This window comes from Chryseobacterium sp. MMO-72 (genome assembly GCF_037146035.1).
In the GTDB taxonomy this organism is placed as follows: domain Bacteria; phylum Bacteroidota; class Bacteroidia; order Flavobacteriales; family Weeksellaceae; genus Chryseobacterium; species Chryseobacterium indicum.
Map to the genome: position 1 here is coordinate 1 of NZ_JBBCWG010000015.1, position 24,416 is coordinate 24,416.

Consider the following 24,416-nt stretch of genomic DNA (forward strand, 5'->3'; position numbering starts at 1 on the left):
ATACAAAGTTTTGTAACTCCAGAGGGCTTACTCCATGTTTAAGCGGAACTGATGCCTTTGGATGTCGTGTTGATGGGCAATGCGTCACTTTTTAAAAAATCATTTAAAATCCAAAATATTATGAAAAATCTAAAAAAACTTTCAAGAGAAAATTTGAAATCCGTAAAAGGAGGATATACACAAGAACATACAAAGTTTTGTAACTCCAGAGGGCTTACTCCATGTTTAAGCGGAACTGATGCCTTTGGATGTCGTGTTGATGGGCAATGCGTCACTTTTTAAAAAATCATTTAAAATCTAAAATATTATGAAAAATCTAAAAAAACTTTCAAGAGAAAATTTGAAATCTGTAAAAGGAGGTGTAAAAGAAGGCTGTCCTGGACCAAAGTCACCATATTATCGTCCATATGCTACACAAGCAGAATGTGAAGCAGCCACAGGAAAAACCTGCTCATATTCAGAAGATAGTTATTGCTTTCCTGCCGGATGGAATGCTGATCTTTAAAAATTAAAAATTTAATTTTTTGAAAGAAAATAGTTGTCGTCTTACCGGCGGCAACTTATTTATAAATAAAAACGTCAATCATTGAAATCTTTTCCTTTCTATCGCCAACCAGATTCTAAAGACTGCGGTCCTACCTGCCTTCGTATTGTAAGCAAACATTATGGCAAAAGTATATCTTTACAACAAATCCGTAACCTCTCTGAAACGACAAGAGAAGGAAGCAGTTTACTCGGATTGAGTGATGCAGCGGAAGACCTTGGTTTCCGCTCTTTGGGCGTTCAGATTAATTTCGAAGCTTTAGCGGAGGAAGTTCCTCTTCCGTGTATTGTCCACTGGAATAAAAATCACTTCGTGGTTGTTTATAAAATAGACAAAAACAACAAAGTTTATGTTTCCGATCCGGGCTATGGATTGATTACTTATACCAGAGAAGAATTCATCAAGTTATGGATCGGTGAAAATGCCAATGAGAAAACAGAAGAAGGTATTGTTCTTATTTTAGAAACAACTCCTGCTTTTTTTCAGACAGAATTTGATGATCAGGAAAGTAAAGCCAGTTTTTCTTTTCTTTCAAAATATGTATTAAAGTATAAATCGCTGGTTATCCAGCTCGCAGTAGGACTTTTGGCAGGAAGTTTACTTTCTCTGATTTTCCCTTTCCTTACCCAGAGTATTGTAGATGTTGGTATTCAGAATCAGGATCTCAATTTCATTTATCTTGTTCTTTTAGCACAGGTGATGCTTTTTATGGGAAGAATGGGAATTGAAATGATTCGAAGCTGGATTTTGCTTCATCTTTCGGCAAGGATTAATATTTCTATTATTTCCGATTTCTTTATCAAACTCATGAAGCTTCCGATCAGTTTTTTCGATACGAGAATGACCGGAGATATCATGCAGAGAATTAATGACCATCACAGAATCGAGCAGCTTCTCACAAGTTCTTCGCTGAACACCCTGTTTTCATTAGTCAATCTTATTATTTTCAGTATTGTACTGTTATTTTATGATTATAGGCTGTTTATCGTTTATCTTATCGGAGCAGCGGCTTACATCGGATGGATCAGTTTTTTCCTGAGCAAAAGAAAAGAACTCGATTACAAAAGATTTTCACAGGTTTCTCAGGAACAGAGTAAAGTGATTGAGCTGATCAACGGGATGCAGGAAATTAAAATGCATAATGCCGAGAAACAGAAAAGATGGGACTGGGAATTTCTTCAGGTTAAATTATTCAAGCTGAGAATAAAGTCTTTGTCTTTAGAACAATGGCAGTCCGTAGGAGGAAACTTCATCAATCAGATGAAAGATATTTTTGTGAGTTTTCTTTCTGCAAAACTGGTGCTTGACGGAAATCTTACCTTAGGAATGATGCTTTCTGTTCAGTATATCATCGGGCAGTTAAACAGTCCATTGCTTCAGCTGATCGATTTCATTAAACAGTTTCAGGATGCTAAAATTTCTTTGGAAAGATTGGGTGAAATTCATGATAAGGATGATGAGGAGAATAAGGAAGAGCAATATTCCCACGAAATTCCGGAAAAAGACATTCTGGTGGAAAATGTTTCGTTCAGATACACCGGTTCCGATGTTCCCGTGTTTGAAAATCTTACACTTAGCATTCCTTTTCAGAAAACGACAGCCATTGTTGGAGCCAGCGGAAGCGGAAAAACGACACTTTTAAAACTTTTAATGAAATTCTACGAACCTTCTCAGGGAGAAATTCGATTGGGGAATACAAAGCTTAACAATATTTCTCCGAGATTCTGGAGAGACCATTGCGGAGTGGTGATGCAGGAAGGCTATGTATTCAATGATACCATTGCCAATAATATTGCCGTAGGTGAAGATTATGTGGATAAGCAAAAATTGAGGAGATCCGTAGAAATCGCCAACATTAAAGAATTTATTGAAGAACTGCCTTTAAGCTACAACACAAAAATCGGAAATGAAGGTTTGGGAGTGAGCGGTGGTCAGAAACAGAGACTTTTCATTGCAAGAGCAGTTTATAAATCTCCTGATTATATTTTATTCGATGAAGCTACTTCAGCTTTGGATGCAAACAATGAAAAAGTAATCATGGAAAATCTCGAACAGTTCTTCAAAGGAAAAACAGCAGTTGTGATCGCCCACAGGCTTTCCACCGTAAAACATGCCGATAAAATCATTGTTTTGGATAAAGGAAAAGTGGTGGAAGAAGGAAATCATGCAGAATTGGTTGCTCTGAGAGGAGAATATTACCGATTGGTGAAGAATCAGTTAGAACTTGGAAATTAAATTTTAGGTATACAGCGAAATCCGAAAAGCTTACAGAGTAGGAGTAAATAACAAAAATCAATTTATTTTATGAAAAAAATGAAGAAGTTAACAAGAGAAAATCTCAAAAATGTAAAGGGAGCAGGTGGTCCCACATATCCGGACGATTCTATTTATTATTGCCACTGTGGCGGAACCGGATGGTATATTGTAGAGGAAAAATCATGTATGGATATTAACGGGAATTATTATCCGCCGATTTGCCAATAATTCAACTTAAATCACATTCAAAATTACTATGAAAAATCTTAAAAAATTAACCAGAAAAGACCTTAAACATCTAAGAGGAAGCGGAGGCGGATTTTCAGGTGAAGGTTTAGGCGGCGGAGATTGTGGAGATTATTTCCCTCAAGATCCTCCGATGCCGGGAGAGCCTTATAACTGCGGATGCAATTATCTTGCGTGGTGCGAAAAAATGTCCGCCTGTGTACACATGAACTTTTATAGTGCAGAAAATTGTCACCTTTAATACAAATTAAAACAAATTTTAATTATGAAAAATTTAAAAAAATTAACAAGAAAAGATTTAAAAGATCTTAAAGGAGGAGGATTAAACGATTGCGGAGCATATTTCCCGCCAGAACCACCACTTCCGGGAGAACCGTATGATTGTGGCTGCAACCTTATGTGGTGCTCAAAAAGAAGTGCATGTATTCATCAGAATATGTACTCTCCGCAAATCTGCGAATAATTAAAAATTTTAAATTTCAATTTAAATCTGATGTATAACAATAGCAATCTTCTAAACGGAAGATTGCTTATATTAAAGTATGGAAAAAGACATTTTAGATAATATTGAGCTTCGTTCTGAAAGTGTTCAGGATATTCTTACCCAGCCTCCTCATTGGATGATCCGATGGGGGAATACCATTATATTTCTAATATTGGTACTGATACTAATCATGAGTTATATTATAAAATATCCGGAATTCATTCCTGCGCCAATTATTGTGACTTCACAAAATCCACCGGAAAAATTAGAAGCCAGAACCAATTCTAAAATCGAAAAAATATTCATCAAAGATCATCAGGAAGTTAAAAAAGATCAGGTATTGATGGTCATGCAGTCTTCTGCAAACTACAAAGATGTTCTTGCATTAAAAAAAATAATCGATTCTTTATCTCCGAATCAATTATCATCGTTTCCACTAACCGAAACCTCCCATTTCAAACTGGGAGAACTTCAGGGAGATTATAATGGTTTTGCAAAAGCATTTCAGGATGAAGCCTTATTTACAAGATTGCAGCCATATGCGCCGGAAAATCTAGCCGCCAATCAAAGCCTTTCTGAATACAGGGTGAGAATTGCGACTACCAAACAGCAGAAAAGTCTTGAGCAGGCAAAATATGAACTGACCAAGAAAAACTATAGCCGTTCACAGGAATTATTCAATCAAGGGGTAATTTCCTCCATGGAACTTGAAAATGAAAAAATAAAATACATACAGGCGCAACAGAATTTAGAAAACATCAATATTTCTCTTTCACAAATGGAAGAAGGTATTTCTAATTTAAATAAAACAAAAAGTGGAACTGCCATTAATACAGAGAAAGACAAGATCACCTACTCTACCCAGACTTTACAGTTGTTTGAACAGTTGAGAAAATCCCTGAAACAATGGGAACAAAACTATCTTCTTATTTCGAATACACACGGTATTGCAAGTTTTCAGCAGTTTTTCGGCGAAAACCAGTTTATTAAAGCCGGAGATGCCGTTCTCTCTATTCTTCCTAAAAACAGGGAAAAATTAGTCGGCAGAATGTCTGTTCCGGCTACCAACTCAGGTAAGATTGCTTCGGGTGAAAAGGTTTTAATTAAGCTCGATAATTACCGTTATCAGGAATATGGAATCGTGGAAGGAAAAGTGCAGAATATCTCTCTTTCTCCCGATAAAGAAGGAAATTATTATGTAGATGTACTTCTCCCGAAAGGATTAAAGACCAGTTATAACAAAAATTTAGTTTTTGATAAAGAGTTAAAAGGCAATGCCGAGATTGTCACTCAGGATTTGAGGTTAATCGAACGCTTTTTCTATCAAATGAGAAAATTGTTAGGATATCAAAGCTAATACAGAATATAGAAACCGAAACGTAATTGTTTCGGTTTATTTTTGCAGTCAGTTATATACAACTGGCTTTTTTATAGATAAAAAAGTTCGACAATCATAAAATAAAAAGGTTTCAGAAATATCCTGAAACCTTTATTCATCTGTAGCGAAGACGGGAATTGAACCCGTGACCTCAGGGTTATGAATCCTGCGCTCTAACCAACTGAGCTACCTCGCCGTTTTGGTGGTGCAAATATACAAAAATATTCACTACCTCCAAATTTATTTTAACTTAAAATATTCCAAAACATCACCAACATGCTCTGGTTTACTGATTATCTTATTGTTAGCATCTAAAATAAAATACGTCGGAGTTGCATGAACATTATATGTATCTACATAACTGCTGTTCCATCCTTTCAATTCGGAGTCATTTATCCATGGAAATGCTGCAATCTTTTTAGAATAAGAATCTTTATCTACATCCAGAGACAAGCCTACAACCTGAACGTTTTTGGCCTTTAAATCGTTGTATTTAGCCAATAATTGAGGAAGTTCACTCTCACAGTGAGAACATGTAGAAGACCAGAAAATAACGACCTTTTTATCAGCCTTCACATCCTGTAAAGATTTAGCGGTAGTATTTACGGGTGAATTGAACTTATAATTAGGGAAAACTGCTCCCATCTCAACATTTGCGTTGGATTTCAAAGTTGAAGCAAGTCTGTCTGTTATGGTGCATTTAAGATTTTTAGCCAGATTGAGATATTTATCCTTGAAATCCTGCATATCATACACATCAAAAATATCAATTAACTCAGAAAGCACGGTCTGCCCACGAGGAGTTTCTACTTTTAATCTGTCTAAAAGTTTATCTACAGATGCAGTAACATTGGTATTTCCACCTGAATTCAGATAACTTACTAAAACCGGTCTAAGTAATGAGGAAGTTTCCAGCATATCATTAGACTTATCTAAAAAATTAATGATTTCGTCCTGAGCAACTTTTTTAGATGCATCATTAGACAAGAATTTGCTGTAATTTGTATTATAATAATAAATGAACGGATGCTGTGTCTGGTCTATTCCCGAAGAATTTCCCGAAAGTCTGTTTATTTCAGTCTTTAATGCCTTTCCAAACTCCGTATTGTCTTTATAATATTCTTTGATCTGAGCTAAAGCAGGCAGAATAAGTTCCTTTTTCTGTGAACCTTCCTGAAGTTTACTCATAAGATCATTCGCTTCATCAAGATAAACAATATCTTTTATTTTATTAGCCTGCGTTTCAAGCTTAACACTTACATTTTTATTTTCTGAAATGAAATTGAAAGTATTATTGGAGTTGGGAAAATAAACTTTCATCATTCCCATATAATTTTTGGGATATTTAAAAGTCCATACATTATTTTTACTTTGTTCTTTGGTTACAATAATATCCTTAGAACCATTTAAAGTATATAAAATTGCGTCTTGATCTTTAAAATCGGCAGGAGCCTGAATGGAGATAGTAAACTGAGCCTGTAATGAAAATGCAGCTGCTAAAGCTGATATTGTAAAAATTTTTTTCATAACGTAAAAATAAAAAAACTCTCTGAGTAATCAGAGAGTTTAATATTATTTTAATAAAATTTTATGCTTTCTTAGCTGTATATCTTCTAGTAAAAAATGCTATAAATAAAACAGCAATAATTCCTAATGCATACACATACATGTCTATTGGCGAAGCAGTAGCACCCGGTCCTACCGTACCACTACCTCCTGTTGGATTAGGAGGCTGCGCCATGACAAACATTGCAACAAACAGAAAAAAGATAGACACTAGTTTATTAATAGTTTTCATATTCAATTATTTTAAGATTTTCGTGTTAACAATATCTCCTTTATCCGAAACAATTTTAACCACGTAAGAATTTTTGATTTGCTGATCTAATTCAATCACAAAATCTCTGGTTGTTTCCACCGCCTTTTTAGAGATTACTAATTTACCACTCATATCATAAACTTCGATATCTGCTTTTTTCCAGTTTGGATCGAATCTAACAATGTAGTTCGTGATTGCAGGATTGTAAATAACAACAGTTCTTGATGGAGATTTCGTTTCGGTTGTTGCTAAAACTACATTTGGTTCTCCATAGTAAAGGTCGTACTCTGCGTTTGTAACACTAGTAACACCTCCTTGCACTGCTTGTTGTAAAGTACCATTAGCAGCTTTATAGTAGAAACCAATTCCGGTAGATAAGGCATGAGTTCCATTAGCTACTAGCTGTGCATTTTCTCTAATTTCAAATTTATAAGACTTAATCTTATTAAGGTCGTAATTAACTAACTTAATATTTTTGCCCTTGAAATTAAATTCGTTTGCCTCGTTTATATAAAGCCAGTACTGACCTGTATAGTTATTATCATATCCTCCGTTAACATCTTCTTCAAATGTTCCTAAAATATCACCGGAAGACAAAGTAACCTGAGTTAATGCATTGGTAGAATGCCCAGTTGTACCGTTAGGATAAACCACGTAGTAAGTACGTGCTACCTCATTTCCATTTGCATCAAGACCAATCACACCTAATTGTTTTACTGTTCCGCTGCTGTTCTTGTTGGCTGCAACGCTATAGTTTGTACTTGCGGCTCTCGAATAGTAATTAAACCTTCTAAGATTAGCAAAATTGAAAGTATCTGAGCTAGTATTGTCCAATAGCTTAATTACAAATGTTCCCATAGGTCTTACCACAGTGTAATCTACATCACCTGTAGGAACTCCTGATGGATATGTAATAAATTTATATGAACTGGAGCCAGTACCACCTGAACCACCTGTAGAACTCGCAGTCTGTACTCCCGACACTTCTAGTCTTACCCCCTGAATTTTTGTAAGATTTATTCCGTCTCCCACTGTAGCACCTTCGTTAACTGCAATTTGAGACAAATCTATATTAGTAAGGAACGGATTGGAAAACTGATAAATATTTCTTCCATAGTTACCCTGCCAAGCAGTACCACCGCTCCCAATATGGAAACCATCCTGAAGATATGTATAATATTTTTCGTTATACATATTCGTAGCACTTCCTCCCGTACCAAAATTAATACCGTTACCCGCGTTTTGTAATGTAACCGTAGTTCCAATATCCGTTAAAGGTCTACCTTTAAGTGTTCTTGTTGTATTGCTTACATCCAATCCCAATCCGCCAAGCATATAATATGCTGTTCCAGGATTCGCAACACCAAGTTTTGTAGTTATATCTACATTCATTGAAACTACTGTTGGATTGCTGTATGCAAGAATCTCGTTTTTAGAATATCGAGCATTGGTAAATGTTTTACCTAATTCTGCGCTAAGAGTAGAAGCCGTTTTATCATAAAACGGTAAACCGATCTGTTGATAAGTTCCATGATTTACTGCTCTATATTCCTGATCCACAATACCCGTAATATTGGTTTGAGGAATACCGGAAATAAAAAGCTGTCCGTAAGTATAAGCCGGTGTAGCGGAAGAACTATTTGTATTATAAGTTGCATAAGCGGTAGGCTCATTAAGCTTATTAACAAAATTACCGCCACCATTTGCCTCAGTTTTATTTACATTTGAAGCATCAATAGTTTTAAAAGAATCTGTAGATGTCCCGTCAACCATAAAGTTACCGTGATTTTCTACAATTCCAGATCCCTTCATCTGTAGGCCACCGCCACTGTAAACAAGTGTACCTTTACTTACATACGTAGTAGCAGCATCATCTACGTGTACTAGAACATTCTGCGCCTGAACAGAATTAATAGCTGCTAATAAACCAATAGCAAATAAACTTTTTCTCATTGTATATAAATATTTGTGTGTTAATACAATATCTCAAATGCAAAGTTATGTTTTTTTTACTAAAAAACAAAAATATTTTATGTATTAACAAAAATATTATCTTCCGTTAATATTATTTCTTTTTCTTCCCCTATAGAAAACATATAATCCTCAAGCACTTTTTCCGTAGTTCCTCTCAGCCCTCTTGCTCCTAAACCTTTTTCAATAGTTTCTTCAACAATTTTTTCAATGGCTCCGTCTGTAAATTTCAGATCTGTTCCGTCCATTTTAAAAAGCTCAATAAACTGGTTCACAATAGAATTTTTAGGTTCTTTCATAATTCTTACCATCGTTTCTTTCGTAAGTTTATCCAGGTAAGTAATGATCGGGAATCTTCCCAAAAGTTCAGGAATTAATCCGAAAGAACGAAGATCGATGGCATTAATATTCGTTAATATATATTCGTCTTCATCCGTTTTATTGATTTTTTCTGAGCTGAAACCAATTGCCTGCTTGTTCATTCTTCTTTCGATAATCTCTTTGATCCCGTCGAAAGCTCCACCTGCGATAAACAGAATATTCTGTGTATTCACCTGAATATATTTCTGATCGGGATGTTTTCTCCCTCCCTGTGGCGGAACATTTACAATACTTCCTTCCAGCAATTTCAGCAATCCCTGCTGAACTCCTTCTCCGGAAACGTCTCTCGTAATACTCGGATTATCAGATTTTCTGGCGATTTTATCAATTTCATCAATAAAAACGATTCCTTTTTCCGCTTTTTCCACATCATAATCGGCAACCATTAAAAGCCTTGAAAGAATACTTTCCACATCTTCGCCTACATAACCGGCTTCGGTTAGAATCGTAGCATCTACAATACAGAAAGGAACATTCAGTTCTCTGGCGATGGTTTTTGCCAGTAACGTTTTTCCTGTTCCTGTTTCACCAATCATAATGATGTTTGATTTTTCCAGCTCTACTTCTCTGTTTTCGTCCTGAGCGTGAAGTAATCTCTTGTAGTGATTGTACACGGCAATCGACAATTGTTTTTTTGCCTGATCCTGCCCGATTACGTACTGATCGAGAAATTGTTTAATCTCTTTCGGCTTCTTAAGTTCGTTTATATTTTCTGCCGGAGCATATCCTGATTTTGAACTGCTGTCCTTCACGATTGCATGAGCCTGCTCGATACAATTCTCGCAAATAAAGCCGTTTTGACCTGAAATCAGCATCTGCACTTCATTTCTCTTTCTTCCGCAGAAAGAACATTGGTTTGAATTCATTTTTTAGATCTAAATATATAAGGTATAGATTAAAGAAACTCGTAAAAATCTGCTTTACGAGTTTCCTTTATTTTTAAGAATTAATTATTGAGTTCTGAATTTCGGTATATTCTTCACCCGTAAGTTTTAATCGCTCATTTTTAAAATTCATATCTTCCACAGTATTGAGCGGGATAAGATGAATATGTGCATGAGGAACTTCTAATCCTACAACGGCCACCCCAACTCTCACACAAGGTATTGCTTTTTTAATTTTTTTGGCAACTTCCTGAGAAAAACCCCAAAGGTTTTTGTATTGTTCGCTATCCAGATCAAAAATTAAATCAACTTCTTTCTTGGGAACAACCAATGTGTGTCCTTTTACTAAAGGCATTGCATCCAGAAACGCAATAAAGTTTTCATCTTCGGCAATTTTATAAGAGGGAATATCGCCATTGATGATTTTTGTGAATATTGTGCTCATTTTAATTTAAAAATGTTAAAGATTAGAAAATTAAACAACAGTTATTTTACAGGGTAATATCCAATACTTCAAAAGAAAGTTTGTTTCCGTTTGGTAACGTGATATCTGCCGTTTCTCCTACCGCTTTTCCAAGCAGTCCTTTTGCAATCGGCGTGTTTACTGAGATCTTTCCGGATTTCAGGTCGCTCTCATTATCCGGAACCAGTGTAAATACCTGCTCCTGATTGGTTGCATTATTTTTAAGTTTTACCGTTGTAAGAATTGAAACTTTTGAAGTATCCAGCTGACTTTCGTCTATGATTTTTGAAGTGGAGATCACATCTTTCAGCTTAGAAATCCTCATTTCAAGCATTCCCTGAGCTTCTTTTGCCGCATCATATTCTGCATTTTCCGACAAATCTCCTTTGTCTCTTGCTTCTGCGATCTGCTGAGTAATTTTTGGTCTCTCTACAGTTTCCAACTGTTCCAGCTCAGCTTTCATTTTCTCTAATCCCTCCTTTGTAACATAGCTTGCCATAATTTTCAAAATTTAGTTTTAGTATAAAAAAATAATCCGACATTTGCCGGACAATGTTTTCGTGTAATAATCGTTTAATTTTTACAAATATATAAAAATTTAAATTGAAATGAAAAAAACTTTTTCAATATTATCTATCATCACATTATTGATTTTCAGTAATTTATCTATACATTCCTGCGGAAGCCGTGAAGACACCGTAAGTTGCTTTCCAAGTAATCCGATCAATGTTACACTAAATCTGAACCTTCCTGCTTACTACGCTCTGAATCAGGTTGGTGGATGGGTTTACATCAATGAGCAGCAATCCGGAACGAAGGGATTAATTGTGGTAAGAGCATCCGACAATTCTTTTAAAGCCTACGACAGAAATGCGCCTCACATCTGTCCCGACAGCAATACCACTCTGGAAGTTCAGGACAACATAAGAATTGTCTGCCCGAAAGACAATGCCCAATGGATTTTGTTAACCGGACAACCCACTGCTGTAGCCAATGTACAGCCGAAAACGTATCTTTACAATTATGATCCTTCAGGAAAAATTTTAAATATTTATTATTAAAAATGAAAGTTGTCATACAAAGAGTTTCAGAATCCAGCGTAAAAGTGGATGGAAAAGTGGTCGGGGAAATCGGAAACGGATTAATGCTTCTGGTAGGAATTGATGAAAATGATGAAAAAAACGATGCAGACTGGCTTGTACAGAAAATTTTAAACCTCAGAATTTTCGGGGATGAAGAAGGGAAACTCAATCTTTCTGTTCAGGATATTCAGGGAGAGATATTATGCATCAGTCAGTTTACCCTGATTGCCGATTACAAAAAAGGAAACCGTCCTTCTTTCATTAAAGCAGCAAAACCGGATAAAGCGATTCCCTTATTTGATTATTTTAAAGAAGAAATTTCAAAATCCGGACTGAAAACCGAAAGCGGAATCTTCGGAGCAGACATGAAAGTTTCGTTAATTAATGACGGACCGGTAACAATTGTGATGGATTCCGTTACAAAAGCTTAAATTCGCAGAAAATATATTTACATTCAACAATGAAAAAAACGTTATTTACCTTAGTTCTTTTAACAGGAGTAAATCTTGCATTCGCTCAGAAATCTTATACAGACGAGCAGAAAGCGTCTTATTACATCGGTCTTGATATTGCTGAAAACATGAAGAAGCAGGGTTTTCCGGCAGATCCTGAATTATTGGCACAAGGTTTTAAAGATGCATTCGGAGATAAGGCAAGTTTATTCCCGAAAGAAGAAATGGGAACTTTTTTGCAGGGCTTTATGCAGAAGCAGAATGAAAAAAAGCAGGCTGAAGCAAAAGTAAAAGCAGATGAAAACAAAAAGAAAGGTGCCGAGTTTTTAGCTAAAAATAAACTGAACAAAAACATTAAAACCACGGCAAGCGGTTTACAGTATGAAGTTCTTAAAGAGGGCGATGGTAAGGCAAAGCCTACAGCTTCAAGCACAGCTAATGTAAAATACACCGGAAAATTAATGGATGGAACGGTTTTCGATTCTACAGATAAAAACGGAGGACAGCCTATTGAATTAAATATTTCCAGCGTTATCAAAGGATGGACAGAAGGAATTCAACTGATGTCGAAAGGTGCAAAATACAGATTCTATATTCCGTCTGATCTTGCATACGGAGACAACGGAGCAGGCGGCGTAATTCCTCCGGGAGCAACCCTTATTTTTGATGTTGAACTGGTAGATTTTAAATAATCTTTTCTATAAAAAAAAGCAAAAACGTCTTTCAGAAATCTGAAAGACGTTTTTTAAAATAAACTTTTATAAAAAAACTAATTCGCAGGAACGCTGCTGAAATTTAGTGCAATTCTAAGGTTCATGTCCGAACTTGTCTGGTTCTTCAGTTCATAAACCGTTCTTACGGTAACCCCCGTACTTTTTACTACCTCATCCAAAAATCCTGAGGTTGCAAGATCAAGATTTAAACTTGAAGCATCTGTAGAAATATTGGTTCTTGAAGCAACCAGTCTTTCTCCTGTTCCGCTCGATGAAATGTATACTTTTATCGATTTAAAAGCATTCAGGCTTCCTCCTGCCGGAGAAACTACGGAAACTTTGGCATCCGATATTCTTACGTCTTTAATCTTCGCATTGTTATTGCCTCCAAACCACGTCTGAACATTAGACGCAGTAGAAGTAGAAGAAACTTCTTTATCGGCGGGAACTCCTGTGGAAACTAACACATTGGCTGTATAAGGAAATGTATTCTGAACCAACGACTGCACCGTTCCACAACTTACAAGAGCTACTGAAGCTACTGCCGCCGTCAAAAATATATTTTTCATAATGATAAATTTTAAAGTTTTGTTTGCATAAACTGTACCAAAATGATGAAAATTATTCTACGCTTACGGTAAAACTGCCTTTTGTATTACCGGAAGCCATATTGCTTTTTCCGATGATCAGCCAAACTTCACCTTTATCTTTTACATCATAAGTAATTTCTCTTCCGAAAGGTCCGTCGAAATCTCCATTGGGAAGTTTAATCTGATTGAATCTGATATTGAAATCCTTTTCATTTGTTGATATTTTAGCCTGTATTTTGGATTTGTTGAAATTGATGATTTTCAGAATAAATTCCTGTCCGTCCGTCGTGAACTCTTCTCCTAAAGTGAGCGGAAACTGTTCTGCATCTACGGTTCTGGTGATCTTCCCGTCCTTTACGGTCCTCATCACTCCTGTTTTAAGAACTTCTTTGGTTTTCGGCGCGTTATTAATCACGGAATCCTTCATTTTTATGGCTGCAGAATCTGTTTTCGGAGCAGAATCAGGCTGTTCGCTCATGATTACTGAATCTTTATCCTGAGTTTCAACAGAAGCAGATTCTTTTTTACACGAAACTATGAGTAACGGGATCAATACTAAGAACTTTTTCATAACAATTATTTTTTGAATACGATCTAAAACCGTCTTGATTTTTAAAGTTTATGGAGATGCCAAAATTGTTCCATTGACTGAGATTTTTCAATAAACAATAACCCTTTTTAATTTTTTATAACAATAACTTCCCTGTTAAGATTATTTACAGACTTCATCATAAAATACATAAAATTGAGCATTACTCCCATCAAAACAGTTACTCCCCATGTTTTTGTATAGTCCATCGGATAAATAATTCTTACAGCAATATCATTGAAGAGACCAAAAGGATTGCTGAGAATATCCCAACTGTTCCATCGTAAAAATCTTCCCAGATAAACACCAAAACTCGCTATGAATAAAAACGAAAACGTAAGGAAGTTGATGATTCTTGGTTTAAAATAATCTGACAATAGTTTTTCAATGTCAAGCAAACTAACGAATCCACAAAATAATCCTGTCCATGCATACGAAAGAATGACCACCAAATCATACCAGATCGGAATTGCATTTCTACTTTTCAGATGAAAAAGGTCAGTAAGAATATATGGTGAATTGGGAAAAAATACAATCCAAACAGCGATTGCTACAACAAGTGATAATTTACTTCTGATTTTAAAAATTACTAAAAAACTGCTGATAAAAAAAGGAATCCAGGCAAGAAACAAATTCCAGTTAAGAAATAAAAACACTTTCGTTTCACTGATGTAATATCTGGAAATTGAAAGACTGAAACAAAAAAGTGTCATTAATACCAACAATAAAGTGATTTCAAATCTTTTGCTATTTTTTAATTTTCTGATCATTTTTAAATTGATTATAGTTAAGTTTTTATTGACAATAAAAACCTCACAGGTTTTTGAAACCTGTGAGGTTTGACCGGAGATCTTCTTACTTTAAATTCTGATAATACAAAACCTGAGAAAGAAATTTTTCATTTTTCTGGAATTTCACTCTTTCTAAATTCAGAATTTCGGATTTTAAGGCATTGTTATGATGTTCTTCGGCATAATTCAGCAATTGCTTCTCACTGAAATTAATTTGAGTTTTATGGTAGTTTAAAGCAAAATCTTTCCGTTTCATATTTTCAAAAGTGATGATGCCGCCCCAATTGATGTAGCTGCAAACAAGGATTACTCCGTAAATATACCATGCCATCGTATTGAAAAGAAAAACATTTCTCTTCTGCTTCTGAATTTTAATAAAAGTGGTGACCAAGCCAATTAAAGCCAATATCAAAAATGCATAAACACCCAGTCTTTTGTAAGTAAAACCATAATTGATGATGTATTCTGAGTTTTTCACCATGGCAGAAATAACGAGAACGGCATTCAGGAAAATCCAGACTTTGGCTAACATTTTCATTAGTCCGGCTTTCGGATCAAAATTGAAATTCGATTTAAAGTAAAACATAATCACCAGAATCGACATGATGATTGAAAGAATGACTGCATTTACTCTTTCATGTGTTTCTTCGGAAAGTTTAACGGGACTTTTTACCGACTCGTAAAACTGTTCATAATTGTAGGTGATGATGAAAAAGACAAGCAGAACATTCAGAGATACTAAAGAAATCACGCCGCTCATTCTTTCAGCATCGAGATCAAGAAAAGAATAGGTGGCTTTCTGAATTTTATCTTTCTCCCCGAAATTGTTATCCAGCAATCGGTTGCTTTTGTAAATAAACCGTTCAACGGCGAAATTCCAGTAATTGAATGCGATGAAGAAGCCTAAAAAGATCATTGCCAGCAATTGCCAGAAATTAATATCCAGCTCTACATTCGTGAATAAATTGGCAAAATGATCGCTTCCCGCGGAATAGATTCCGAAGAAAACAGAGATCAGAATTAAAGGAATTATTACAAAAGCCAGTGTTTTCTGCCACAAACCGGAAACATTTCTTTTGGGAAGCCACGCATCGAAATTCAGAATTCTGAAAAACTCTGTAAAACAATTCGTCACAAAAACCGGAACAAGCAAAAGGATTTTCATTCTTCGGTTTCGGGATCGGTATCCTAACAATAACAGTGAACTGACAACCGCCAGAAAGGACGGAAAATCTCCGTACCACGCAAACGCAGCACTCGAAATAATGCTCGTTACCAAGAGAAAAATAAACGTTTTGGTTCGGTTTCGTTCAGGCGTTCTGAAGAAAGTAAGCACGGCATAAATAATTCCGATAATTCCGAGATTGAGACCTACATTCTGATCATAAAATACAATGACAAAAAGCAGAGTCGTAAGAAATATATAGTGATGTGTTTTCATAGGTTAGTTTAAATGTTGGTGAAAATAATAAAGTAAAAGGCGGCGATCGGAATATTCAACAGAATCAGCAAAGCTGAGTTTCCGTGCGATTTTTTATCTGAAACATCGGTTAAAAAAGTCAGCAATTCGGAGCAGAAAACAATCATGTTGATAACAACGGCAATAACGACATAATAAAATCCTAGCCAGACAAAAAACCAAGATTCGGAGATCCAGAATGCCAATAAGATGATGGTTCCGAGCAGCCATGAAATCAGAAACAGACTTTTTCCGACGGGACTAAATTTTACCTTTTCCATAATTAATATAAAACAGCGGTATTCTTCTGTTGAATGAAATCTTTCAGATGCTCAAAATTCTGCCAAAGCAAAGCTTCAAAATCCCACTGGTAAAACGGACGCATATTTTGTCCTTTTTTGTAGGCTTTGATGTAGAGTTTGTAATATTCCGGTAAAATGATGCTTCCCAAAACAATCGCTGCCAAAAGATGGGCGTTGAGTTTTCCGTTTCCTAACAGGAGAAACTGCATGGCGATTTCGTCCTCGAAATTGGTTCCGCATCCTGTAATAAGATGATGAACATCGTGATTTTCCATTTTGGGAATCATCGTGAAACCATGTTTTTTATAAAACTCTCCCAGTTTTCTGCCCAGAGAATCTTCCTGAAATTCCAGCAGTTGTTTTTCGGTAAACTGCCACTGCCTTTTCTTTTTCTTGAAATAGGTTCTGTACAATTTCTGGGTTTTATTATAGACAAACAGAAGAAATTTAACACGTATTTTTTTCATAGTTTATAGTTTATAGTTTATTTTAAATTGTTATTACACTCATTCCAATTACTATGTAAATCATTGCAAACGGTATATTGAGTAACATTATACCTGCCGATTTTAAGCAAACATTCAGCTTCGATTTATCAAAAATTCCATAAACAATTAGGATTAAAACTGCTATAAGATTAATATAGAATCCCCATCCTAATAACAGAAGTCCTCCTTCTATGAAACTGTTACTTTTTGTGAAAATATATCCGAAAAGACAGATATTTCCCAGTCCGAAAGAAAGCCAAAACAGAGTTTTTCCGATGGTTATGATTGTTTTTTCATTCATAGTTTATAATTTTAATCGATTTTAGTATAGACATGATTCATATCTGCGTTCAGAATAATTTTTGGCTTTTCAAAAAGTTTATTCGAAAAATAAGTATTACCTAATGCTGGTTCTCCATCACTTATATAATGCAGGATAATTTTGGAAACCAGCCCATTGCTAACCTCAAACCAACCTTTCCCATAAAATCCGCTTTCAAAATGTCCGTCACGGAATAAGATCAAAGTATCCGGTTCATGAGGAGCTTCAACACAGCAAATCGGATTTTCGTAATTTGTATTAATGTATTTACCAAACAGTGTTTTTTCTCTTAAAGGAAAATCTATGGTGAAAATTATGATCACCAATATTCCCAATGCAAAAATTTTAAGTTCCAGTTTCATCATTTATCCTTGTCTTAAAGTAAAAACCGTAATTTCCGGACGCACCATAAAGCGAACCTGAAAAGAATGTCCCAAAGCACGGTTGATGTAAAGCATTCTTCCATCTTCAAGATCAATTTCTCCGGAAATATATTTTCTGTTTTTCACGGGAAGCAGAGGTGTAATGACTCCGGGAATTCGGCACTGTCCTCCATGCGTATGTCCGCTCAGAATCCATCCCTGATAACCATTCCAGATATCTTTATCACAGGCATCGGGATTATGACAGAGAATAATATTCGCTTTGGAAGGATCATAATCTTTCATCACTTTCTGTGGTGCAAAATTGGGCGACCATAAATCTTCAAAACCGATAAAATTCAGTCCGTTGCTTTCCTGTTGCGCATTATTCAGCATTGTGATTCCGAAGCCTTCCAGAATATTGCAAATATTGTCGGATGACTGAAGATCCTGCCAGTCTTTTCCGTAATCGTGATTTCCCAGAATTCCAAATGTTGCCAGATTTCCCAACACAGCGTGTTGCATCACTTTTTTAAGGTCTTCCGTTTCTTTAGCTCCTCCCCGATTAACAAAATCTCCCGTATACACCACAAAATCCGGATTGTATTTTTTAGCTTTCTGAAAAGAATCGATAATGAAATTCCAGTCGAAGCGGGTTCCAACGTGGAGATCAGAAATCTGCATCAGTATTTTTCCTTCAAGATTTTGGGGTAAATTTTTAACCGGAAGTTTCCGTTCTACAAACTCAAGCCAAAATGGCTCAATCTGCCATGAATAAAGAAGAGGAAATGCTCCTATTACAGAAAGCTGAAAGATCTTTTTTAAAAATGTTTTCCTGTTCATTTATGTTTTAGTTTTTTTACAACATTAGCTTCCCGCGAAAGGAGTTCCGAAAAGTCCGACCGCCAGTTCGATCCAGACTAAAGCCAGGACTAATAAAATCGCAAAGCAGATCAGCAGTTTATACCGTAAAGATTTTTTAGAACGGATGACAAGATTGATGAAGAATGCAGTTCCGAAAAGTAAAGATCCGGCAATAATAAAATCAGCAGGTGACCAGTTCCAGTCTTCTGCAAAAAGATTGGCAAAAAATGCCGTAAGCATTAATAATGCAGGAACTGCGAAAATGATGGTTGTTTTTTGTTTTTCTAAAGTCATAATTTTTGTTTTAAATTATTAAAAGTACTTTGTATTTCAAAGTTTAAAAATAAAAAAATTTAATCTCTATTTTCCGAGTAATTTTTCCAAAGCATTAAGATGTTCTGTAAAGGCTTCTCTTCCACTTTGGGTTACACGATACGATGTTTTGGGTTTCTTGCCCACAAATTCTTTCTTCACTTCTACATATGCAGCTTTTTCCAGCGCGTTGCTGTGACTGGCAAGATTTCCGTCTGTAATTTCCAGCAGGCTTTTCATTTCTGAGAAATCAACCCAGTCGTTTACCATGAGAACAGACATAATGCCCAATCTTACACGGCTTTCGAATTCTTTATTGAGTTGATTTATATTTATCATTTTAATTTTATCCTTTCTATTCTGAAATAATCATACACTGTGGCATCAATGCCGATTATTTCCTTTGTCTTTACATTTTCAACGGTTACAAAATCATGATCTCTGAAAAATTCAGAATTAAAATGTCTGTTGATATTTTCATTCATTAAATAAATTTCTCCGACGTTATGATGAACTTTCCATTCGTTTTCCAACCCGCTCTGCTTTAATTTAAACTGAATAACAGAAGCTAAAAATGCTGAGTAACCGATACAGTTTGCTTTTTTGGTTTCAACTAATTTATCCGTTTCATGATCACATTTATAAAATGAAAAACTAAGGGTAGAAGCAGTTTCCTTCAAAGAATTCTGAATGAGATCTTCTACAGACGTATTGTTTTCCGTTTCCTTTAACCGATTTTTCAGTTTCTCGTTGGCAACATCTAAAACCGTTCTTTCTTTAATTGTGTCGTAAGAGAAAAACATCCGGAATACATAAGTTCTGCAGATGACTATTGCAAAAATAATGATTAAAAATATCCCCCACTTTTTCACAATTCTATTTGTATTTCTTATGCATTATCAATCCGTAAACGATATGCAACGCACCAAATCCGATTGTCCAGAAAACCAGTCCCCATCCTAAAAAGAATAAGGAAATTAATCCTAAAACAATCTGACAATAGCCTAAATATTTTATATCCGTTAAGGTGTATCGTTCCGCACTTACCAGAGCCAGTCCATAGAACAGCAATGTTGCCGGAGCAATAAACACAAAAAGATGATGATAAAGAAGTGCCAGACAAAAGAAACCTCCCGTTACCAAAGGAACTGCAAAGGTAACCAAAAGTCTTTTAGTTGTCGCATCCCAAATCTTCAGTCCCTTCTTTTTACTTTTATTGGCTGTAAAAATATAACCACTGAGCAATGCAACTCCTAAAATAACAATCCCGATGATGACAAGTTCTTTCACTAATGATGGCCTGAAAATATTTCTTTCCCCGTCAAAATAATCAATCCCCTCTCTCTGAAAGACAAAATAAACATATACCGCTCCGATAATTGCAGCCAAACCGGCAACAACTCCGGACAATCCGCTCAAAGAAATAAATCTGGAAGAACGCTCCATCATGGAGCGAATATGTGATAAGTCTTCGTGATAGTTTTTTGATTCCATAAAAAGAACTTTGAATTACAAAGTTAATATTTATTTTGAATCTGCAAAATATTTTTTTGAAAAAAGAATGTATAAAAAAGCCGCTGATTTCTCAACGGCTTTATGATTATTTTGCTCTTAATCTTTCTTTAATGGCTCCGATGTTTTTCTTAGCCGAGTCTTCCAGTATTAAACTGGCACTCATATGAATTCTTGCAGGCATTAGTTCATTGAAATGATCTGTTCCTTCCCACGAAACTTTTTTAATTAACGCCAAAGCATCGCTGCTTCTTGAAGCCAGAGTCTGAAGGAATTTTTCCAGCTTGGCATCCATTTCTTCAATGGTTTCTGAAACCGAATGATAGATATTGTGCTGTTCTGCCCATTCTGCCGATCTGAAATCCGCATCAATTGCCATTGCCGAAAACTGAGACTTTCCGATTTTTCTTTCCACATACGGTCCGATCACGAAAGGCCCGATTCCGAGATTAATTTCCGTTAAGGCTAATGCAGAGTCTTTGGTTGCAAAACAGTAGTCTGCTCCACACGCAATTCCAACTCCGCCACCTGTAGTTTTTCCCTGAACTCTCACAACAACTATTTTTCCACAGTTTCTCATTGCATTCAGAACTTTGGCAAAACCTCCGAAAAATTTTGTGGATTTTTCGAGTTCCTCAATTTCCAGAAGTTCATCGAAACTTGCTCCCGCACAGAAAGCTTTTTCCCCTTCACTTTTTACAAGAATGGCTTTCACCTCTTCTTTTGCTCCTTCATCTAAAATGGTCTGTGCTAACTTTTCAAGAATGGCTCCCGGAAGCGAGTTGCTTTTCGGAGTTCCGAATGTAATTTCGGCAATGTTATTTTTTAGTTCTGATAGTACAAATTCGTTCATTTTTAGTTTTAATTGGATTTACACAAAAATACTAAATAGAACGCGTTCCGAGAGAATAAACTTTAATAAATAAAACACCTAAATCTTCACATTATTTTCTTTCACACAAAAAGAACACGAAAAATATCGAAATTACAATATACAAACTAATAAACACATATTAAGATTAATAATTCAAACATAACCAATTTACACAACTATATATTTGTTAAATAAAACAAATATTTATTATATTTATATCAAATCCGTAAAAATACGTAATCTGCAATTTGGTATTTTCTACTCTATGGCAAATATTTCTATTGTTGTTACTTTGACATGTCAATAAGACATAAGTTTTTAAAGATTTTCTGGCGGTATCCGAAAAGCCATAAACAGAGTAGGAATTTTAAAAAAACTGAAAATTTATATTATCATGGATGACGAATTAATGGGCGTAATCAAGACGTTCGCAGGAAATTTTCCGCCGGTAGGTTATATGTTCTGCAACGGAGCTCTTCTAAGCATTTCGCAGTACTCTGCTCTTTTCTCGATCTTAGGAACCACTTACGGTGGTGATGGTGTCAGAACTTTTGCTCTACCCAATCTAAACGGACGTGTTCCAATTAGTGCAGGACAATCTACAACAGGGCAGTATTATGAATTGGGAGAAGCAAGCGGCACTCCTACAAATACACTTCTTGCCTCTAATCTACCAAGCTTCGCAAGTCAGCTAAAAGTATCTTCGGCTAATGCGACAACAGCTGTACCAACCTCTACAACATCGATTGCAGTAAGCGGGACACAGGCAGGAAGAGACTTTTTGGCCGTTCCGAGCTTTATAAATGCAGCTCCGGATACTATGCTATACCCTCAGTCTGTTTTTTTTATCGGTCAGAACTTACCGGTTAACAATATGTCTCCATATTTAGGAGTCAACTACATTATATGTGTGGAAGGAATTTATCCTTCAAGACCTTAATTTAAACTAGTACTAACAATATAAATACAATAATCATGGACGAAGAATTAATTGGAACCATCAAGCTTTTTGCAGGAAATTTTGCACCAAGAGGCTATATGTTATGCAACGGTGCAATACTAAATATCAGCCAAAATCAGGCACTTTTCTCTATCTTGGGATCAGTTTATGGCGGAGATGGAAAAACAACATTCGCTTTGCCTAACCTTAACGGGCGTATGCCAGTTGGCGCAGGAACTTCAAACACAGGTAAAAGTGTTGTATTAGGAGAAGCTGCAGGTACTGTTAACAACACTCTGCTAAGCTCAAATCTTCCGTCAATAGTAAGCCAGCTAAGAGTTTCAAAATCTAACGCAACAACTTCAACGCCATCATCATCGGCATCAATTGCTGTATCAGGAACTCAGGCAGGAAGAGATTTCACAGCTGTTCCGAGCTTTATAAATGCAGCACCGGATACGCCTATCAATTCGGCTTCAGTAACCTTTGCAGGTCAGAACCTGCCTGTTAACAATATGCCACCTTACCTTGGTCTTAATTATATTATCTGCGTAAATGGTATATATCCATCAAGACAATAATTAATAACCTAAAAATTTAAAATCATGAAAAGTACTATACTTTTTACCTTATCTCTTCTTTTTATATCGGTTTTTTCTTTGGGACAGACCAGTACGGAAACGTTTGAGACAGAATCCAACGGAAGCGCAAGTTTTACTGATAACGGAGTAATTTTCAATATTCTGTCGCATGTTAACACATATGACATTCAGGCTTCTTATCCCGGTACAGGATGGAGTGGTACCGCAATTGATAACAGATATATAGATAACTCCGGAGCGGGTAACCAATCTTCCGGAACATCCTTTAGTATCAAAACAACATCTAACCTGTTTAAAGTAAACAGATTCTGGGTTTATTTAGGTGCAGCAACTACTGAACAGAATGTAACGGGGACATTAACTATTACAGGTAAATTATCCGGAGTTACAAAATTTACTCAGACAAAAACTACAGGTTTTGTTAATTCTATTGCTGTTACAAACGGATATACTTTAATTGATATGACCAACCTGAACGGACAGAACTATAGCAATATTATAATCGACCAGCTGCAGATTACTGCGGGAGGAGGTTATCAATATATGGGGCTGGATTCTTTCACATGGGTAAAAGATACAGGAATTGTATTGTCTGCCAATGATGTAAAAGCTTCAAAAAAAGATTCAGGATTTTACCCTAACCCGACTAACGGTCCGCTAACGATCAAAACTAATGAAAATACTAAGTTTGAGATGTACAGCCAGGCGGGGCAACTGGTAAAAACAATTGAAACTCAAAAAGGAGTAAATGAAACAGACATTTCAGAACTGCCAAAAGGTGTTTACACCGTAAAGTCTTCTAAAGAATCTTACAAAGTTATTAAAAAGTAATACAGGCTATTATTAAAGTGAAACTAATAACCATGAGATTCAATAAAAGCATCTAATTGTACCTTGAAAGATTTTAAAGCATAATATTGTGATGATGTCCCCTGAGCAATCGGGGGATTATCATATTTTCCCTCGTTCCGGCGATATTGAATAATATCATCGTCCCGAAAACTCTTTGAGAAATTCAAAGAGTTTTATTTTTTTAGAGCAAGAATATACTTGTCAATGTATAATTGTTTGTCTTTGGATTTGTACTGCTGTATATATCTGGGATGTTCCAAAACCGTCATCTTACCAAATAAATTAGCTTCCCGATTTAATTTTAAAATGAAATCTGCATTCTTCTTACCTAAAACAAAGACTTCCGAAGTGTCGAGATTCAGAGAGATATGTTTTCTTAAAGAATCAATCATAAATTTTTTTACGTCCCTGAAAAGCTCTTTATCGTCATAATAATTCGCATTGATCCAGCTGCCTTTCGATTTCCTGACGATCGCTAAAGGAAACGGTGAGTTTATATAAACATCCTTGTAAAATTCTTCTGCTCCGCCATACTGCTCAATCATATCATACATAAAAACAGAAGAAACTTCATGAGTATGAGCAGATTTCATCTTAATTCCGCACACGCTTTCCAGACGTTTTGTATCTGTAAAAGGAACTCCTGTAACGCCTGCTCCGTGACGACTGGGATTAATCCCTATCAGAAATTTTCTTTTATTGAAATCATTGTAGTATTTATGATAAAACCTTTCCATGACAATTATGGTTTCGGGATTGTCGAGATAAGGATTTAACACCTGAAAATCATCGGGAAGTATTCCGGAGTAATATAAGTTTCGGTTAAATTCTACTACTTCCTCAGCAAAAGTTTTCGTCATATTTGGTTTTAAAAAAAAATTATA

34 protein-coding genes and 1 tRNA gene are annotated in these 24,416 nt (G+C 35.7%); 13 read left to right on the forward strand and 22 right to left on the reverse strand.

The window, feature by feature from the left end; genetic code table 11:
• The first annotated feature begins 120 nt into the window (after positions 1 to 120).
• The 7 genes from WFH39_RS21245 to WFH39_RS17445 all read left to right on the forward strand — a co-directional run bounded on the left by WFH39_RS21245 (position 121) and on the right by WFH39_RS17445 (position 4,887).
• The gene (locus tag WFH39_RS21245; RefSeq protein ID WP_442891758.1) at positions 121 to 282 is read left to right on the forward strand and encodes a bacteriocin-like protein; all 162 of its coding nucleotides are present in this window, start codon (positions 121 to 123) and stop codon (positions 280 to 282) included.
• Positions 283 to 307: 25 nt separating this feature from the next.
• The gene (locus tag WFH39_RS17420) at positions 308 to 505 is read left to right on the forward strand and encodes a bacteriocin-like protein (protein ID WP_214588488.1); all 198 of its coding nucleotides are present in this window, start codon (positions 308 to 310) and stop codon (positions 503 to 505) included.
• 81 nt (positions 506 to 586) lie between these two features.
• Complete coding sequence (locus tag WFH39_RS17425; RefSeq protein WP_336690804.1) at positions 587 to 2,779, forward strand: peptidase domain-containing ABC transporter; 2,193 nt, start codon at positions 587 to 589, stop codon at positions 2,777 to 2,779.
• A gap of 69 nt (positions 2,780 to 2,848) precedes the next feature.
• Positions 2,849 to 3,028 carry a bacteriocin-like protein gene (locus WFH39_RS17430; RefSeq protein ID WP_442891759.1) on the forward strand — a complete coding sequence of 60 codons (180 nt, stop codon included), beginning with the start codon at positions 2,849 to 2,851 and terminating at the stop codon, positions 3,026 to 3,028.
• A 28-nt stretch (positions 3,029 to 3,056) separates the two neighbouring features.
• Positions 3,057 to 3,287: a bacteriocin-like protein gene (locus WFH39_RS17435; RefSeq protein ID WP_336690806.1), complete on the forward strand. Its 231-nt coding sequence runs from the start codon at positions 3,057 to 3,059 to the stop codon at positions 3,285 to 3,287.
• Positions 3,288 to 3,311: 24 nt separating this feature from the next.
• Positions 3,312 to 3,509, forward strand: coding sequence for a bacteriocin-like protein (locus WFH39_RS17440; protein WP_076395219.1), 198 nt, complete (start codon positions 3,312 to 3,314; stop codon positions 3,507 to 3,509).
• Between the two features lie 79 nt (positions 3,510 to 3,588).
• A complete protein-coding gene (locus WFH39_RS17445; RefSeq protein WP_336690807.1) occupies positions 3,589 to 4,887 on the forward strand; it encodes an HlyD family secretion protein in 1,299 nt (432 codons plus the stop codon).
• Positions 4,888 to 5,030: 143 nt separating this feature from the next.
• Here WFH39_RS17445 and WFH39_RS17450 read toward each other — a convergent pair.
• The 7 genes from WFH39_RS17450 to greA form a co-directional block, all read right to left on the reverse strand.
• Positions 5,031 to 5,104 (reverse strand) — tRNA-Met (locus WFH39_RS17450).
• Positions 5,105 to 5,148: 44 nt separating this feature from the next.
• Entirely contained in the window at positions 5,149 to 6,435 is a 1,287-nt protein-coding gene (locus WFH39_RS17455) for a peroxiredoxin family protein (RefSeq protein ID WP_336690808.1), read from the reverse strand.
• Positions 6,436 to 6,496: 61 nt separating this feature from the next.
• On the reverse strand, positions 6,497 to 6,706 hold the full coding sequence (locus tag WFH39_RS17460) for a signal peptidase (RefSeq protein ID WP_336690809.1): 210 nt from the start codon (positions 6,704 to 6,706) through the stop codon (positions 6,497 to 6,499).
• A gap of 6 nt (positions 6,707 to 6,712) precedes the next feature.
• The gene (locus tag WFH39_RS17465; RefSeq protein ID WP_336690810.1) at positions 6,713 to 8,680 is read right to left on the reverse strand and encodes a T9SS type A sorting domain-containing protein; all 1,968 of its coding nucleotides are present in this window, start codon (positions 8,678 to 8,680) and stop codon (positions 6,713 to 6,715) included.
• A 77-nt stretch (positions 8,681 to 8,757) separates the two neighbouring features.
• Positions 8,758 to 9,945 (reverse strand): ATP-dependent Clp protease ATP-binding subunit ClpX, encoded by a 1,188-nt coding sequence (clpX, locus tag WFH39_RS17470; RefSeq protein ID WP_336690811.1) that lies wholly within the window; start codon positions 9,943 to 9,945, stop codon positions 8,758 to 8,760.
• Positions 9,946 to 10,018: 73 nt separating this feature from the next.
• Positions 10,019 to 10,408 (reverse strand): HIT family protein, encoded by a 390-nt coding sequence (locus tag WFH39_RS17475; RefSeq protein ID WP_336690812.1) that lies wholly within the window; start codon positions 10,406 to 10,408, stop codon positions 10,019 to 10,021.
• A gap of 46 nt (positions 10,409 to 10,454) precedes the next feature.
• Positions 10,455 to 10,925 carry a transcription elongation factor GreA gene (gene greA, locus WFH39_RS17480; RefSeq protein ID WP_336690813.1) on the reverse strand — a complete coding sequence of 157 codons (471 nt, stop codon included), beginning with the start codon at positions 10,923 to 10,925 and terminating at the stop codon, positions 10,455 to 10,457.
• Positions 10,926 to 11,034: 109 nt separating this feature from the next.
• Between greA and WFH39_RS17485 the strand changes: the two genes are divergently transcribed.
• The 3 genes from WFH39_RS17485 to WFH39_RS17495 are packed head-to-tail and all read left to right on the forward strand — an operon-like array spanning position 11,035 to position 12,652.
• Complete coding sequence (locus WFH39_RS17485) at positions 11,035 to 11,487, forward strand: hypothetical protein (protein ID WP_214588477.1); 453 nt, start codon at positions 11,035 to 11,037, stop codon at positions 11,485 to 11,487.
• A 2-nt stretch (positions 11,488 to 11,489) separates the two neighbouring features.
• Positions 11,490 to 11,939 (forward strand): D-aminoacyl-tRNA deacylase, encoded by a 450-nt coding sequence (gene dtd, locus WFH39_RS17490; protein ID WP_336690814.1) that lies wholly within the window; start codon positions 11,490 to 11,492, stop codon positions 11,937 to 11,939.
• A gap of 29 nt (positions 11,940 to 11,968) precedes the next feature.
• Entirely contained in the window at positions 11,969 to 12,652 is a 684-nt protein-coding gene (locus WFH39_RS17495) for an FKBP-type peptidyl-prolyl cis-trans isomerase (protein ID WP_336690815.1), read from the forward strand.
• Between the two features lie 77 nt (positions 12,653 to 12,729).
• Here WFH39_RS17495 and WFH39_RS17500 read toward each other — a convergent pair whose 3' ends face one another.
• The 14 genes from WFH39_RS17500 to WFH39_RS17565 form a co-directional block, all read right to left on the reverse strand.
• Positions 12,730 to 13,242 carry a hypothetical protein gene (locus WFH39_RS17500; RefSeq protein ID WP_087708002.1) on the reverse strand — a complete coding sequence of 171 codons (513 nt, stop codon included), beginning with the start codon at positions 13,240 to 13,242 and terminating at the stop codon, positions 12,730 to 12,732.
• Between the two features lie 52 nt (positions 13,243 to 13,294).
• Entirely contained in the window at positions 13,295 to 13,834 is a 540-nt protein-coding gene (locus WFH39_RS17505; RefSeq protein ID WP_336690816.1) for a hypothetical protein, read from the reverse strand.
• Positions 13,835 to 13,941: 107 nt separating this feature from the next.
• On the reverse strand, positions 13,942 to 14,622 hold the full coding sequence (locus tag WFH39_RS17510; protein WP_336690817.1) for a DUF1361 domain-containing protein: 681 nt from the start codon (positions 14,620 to 14,622) through the stop codon (positions 13,942 to 13,944).
• A gap of 85 nt (positions 14,623 to 14,707) precedes the next feature.
• Entirely contained in the window at positions 14,708 to 16,084 is a 1,377-nt protein-coding gene (locus tag WFH39_RS17515; protein WP_336690818.1) for a DUF4153 domain-containing protein, read from the reverse strand.
• A gap of 8 nt (positions 16,085 to 16,092) precedes the next feature.
• Positions 16,093 to 16,383 (reverse strand): hypothetical protein, encoded by a 291-nt coding sequence (locus WFH39_RS17520; protein WP_336690819.1) that lies wholly within the window; start codon positions 16,381 to 16,383, stop codon positions 16,093 to 16,095.
• Between the two features lie 2 nt (positions 16,384 to 16,385).
• Positions 16,386 to 16,871, reverse strand: coding sequence for a Coq4 family protein (locus WFH39_RS17525; RefSeq protein ID WP_268052674.1), 486 nt, complete (start codon positions 16,869 to 16,871; stop codon positions 16,386 to 16,388).
• Positions 16,872 to 16,893: 22 nt separating this feature from the next.
• Complete coding sequence (locus tag WFH39_RS17530) at positions 16,894 to 17,193, reverse strand: hypothetical protein (protein WP_076395188.1); 300 nt, start codon at positions 17,191 to 17,193, stop codon at positions 16,894 to 16,896.
• An 11-nt stretch (positions 17,194 to 17,204) separates the two neighbouring features.
• Positions 17,205 to 17,579, reverse strand: a complete 375-nt coding sequence (locus WFH39_RS17535; protein ID WP_336690820.1) for a hypothetical protein — start codon at positions 17,577 to 17,579, stop codon at positions 17,205 to 17,207.
• Positions 17,580 to 18,419: a metallophosphoesterase gene (locus WFH39_RS17540; protein ID WP_336690821.1), complete on the reverse strand. Its 840-nt coding sequence runs from the start codon at positions 18,417 to 18,419 to the stop codon at positions 17,580 to 17,582.
• A gap of 24 nt (positions 18,420 to 18,443) precedes the next feature.
• Positions 18,444 to 18,734 (reverse strand): hypothetical protein, encoded by a 291-nt coding sequence (locus WFH39_RS17545; RefSeq protein WP_336690822.1) that lies wholly within the window; start codon positions 18,732 to 18,734, stop codon positions 18,444 to 18,446.
• 66 nt (positions 18,735 to 18,800) lie between these two features.
• Complete coding sequence (locus tag WFH39_RS17550) at positions 18,801 to 19,091, reverse strand: winged helix-turn-helix domain-containing protein (protein ID WP_336690823.1); 291 nt, start codon at positions 19,089 to 19,091, stop codon at positions 18,801 to 18,803.
• Positions 19,088 to 19,624 carry a hypothetical protein gene (locus WFH39_RS17555; protein WP_336690824.1) on the reverse strand — a complete coding sequence of 179 codons (537 nt, stop codon included), beginning with the start codon at positions 19,622 to 19,624 and terminating at the stop codon, positions 19,088 to 19,090. The genes WFH39_RS17550 and WFH39_RS17555 overlap by 4 nt, the downstream gene beginning before the upstream one ends.
• 4 nt (positions 19,625 to 19,628) lie before the next feature.
• Positions 19,629 to 20,246, reverse strand: a complete 618-nt coding sequence (locus tag WFH39_RS17560; protein ID WP_336690825.1) for a hypothetical protein — start codon at positions 20,244 to 20,246, stop codon at positions 19,629 to 19,631.
• 106 nt (positions 20,247 to 20,352) lie between these two features.
• Positions 20,353 to 21,117 (reverse strand): enoyl-CoA hydratase/isomerase family protein, encoded by a 765-nt coding sequence (locus tag WFH39_RS17565; RefSeq protein ID WP_336690826.1) that lies wholly within the window; start codon positions 21,115 to 21,117, stop codon positions 20,353 to 20,355.
• Between the two features lie 415 nt (positions 21,118 to 21,532).
• Here WFH39_RS17565 and WFH39_RS17570 point away from each other — a divergent pair, with 415 nt between their 5' ends.
• Genes WFH39_RS17570 through WFH39_RS17580 form a run of 3 tightly spaced genes read left to right on the forward strand, consistent with a single transcriptional unit; the run spans position 21,533 to position 23,511 of the window.
• A complete protein-coding gene (locus WFH39_RS17570; RefSeq protein ID WP_235132921.1) occupies positions 21,533 to 22,078 on the forward strand; it encodes a phage tail protein in 546 nt (181 codons plus the stop codon).
• A 35-nt stretch (positions 22,079 to 22,113) separates the two neighbouring features.
• Positions 22,114 to 22,659: a phage tail protein gene (locus WFH39_RS17575; RefSeq protein ID WP_336690827.1), complete on the forward strand. Its 546-nt coding sequence runs from the start codon at positions 22,114 to 22,116 to the stop codon at positions 22,657 to 22,659.
• A 24-nt stretch (positions 22,660 to 22,683) separates the two neighbouring features.
• Entirely contained in the window at positions 22,684 to 23,511 is an 828-nt protein-coding gene (locus tag WFH39_RS17580) for a T9SS type A sorting domain-containing protein (protein WP_336690828.1), read from the forward strand.
• A 194-nt stretch (positions 23,512 to 23,705) separates the two neighbouring features.
• Here WFH39_RS17580 and WFH39_RS17585 read toward each other — a convergent pair whose 3' ends face one another.
• Positions 23,706 to 24,392: an SMUG2 DNA glycosylase family protein gene (locus tag WFH39_RS17585; RefSeq protein WP_336690829.1), complete on the reverse strand. Its 687-nt coding sequence runs from the start codon at positions 24,390 to 24,392 to the stop codon at positions 23,706 to 23,708.
• Positions 24,393 to 24,416 lie beyond the last annotated feature (24 nt).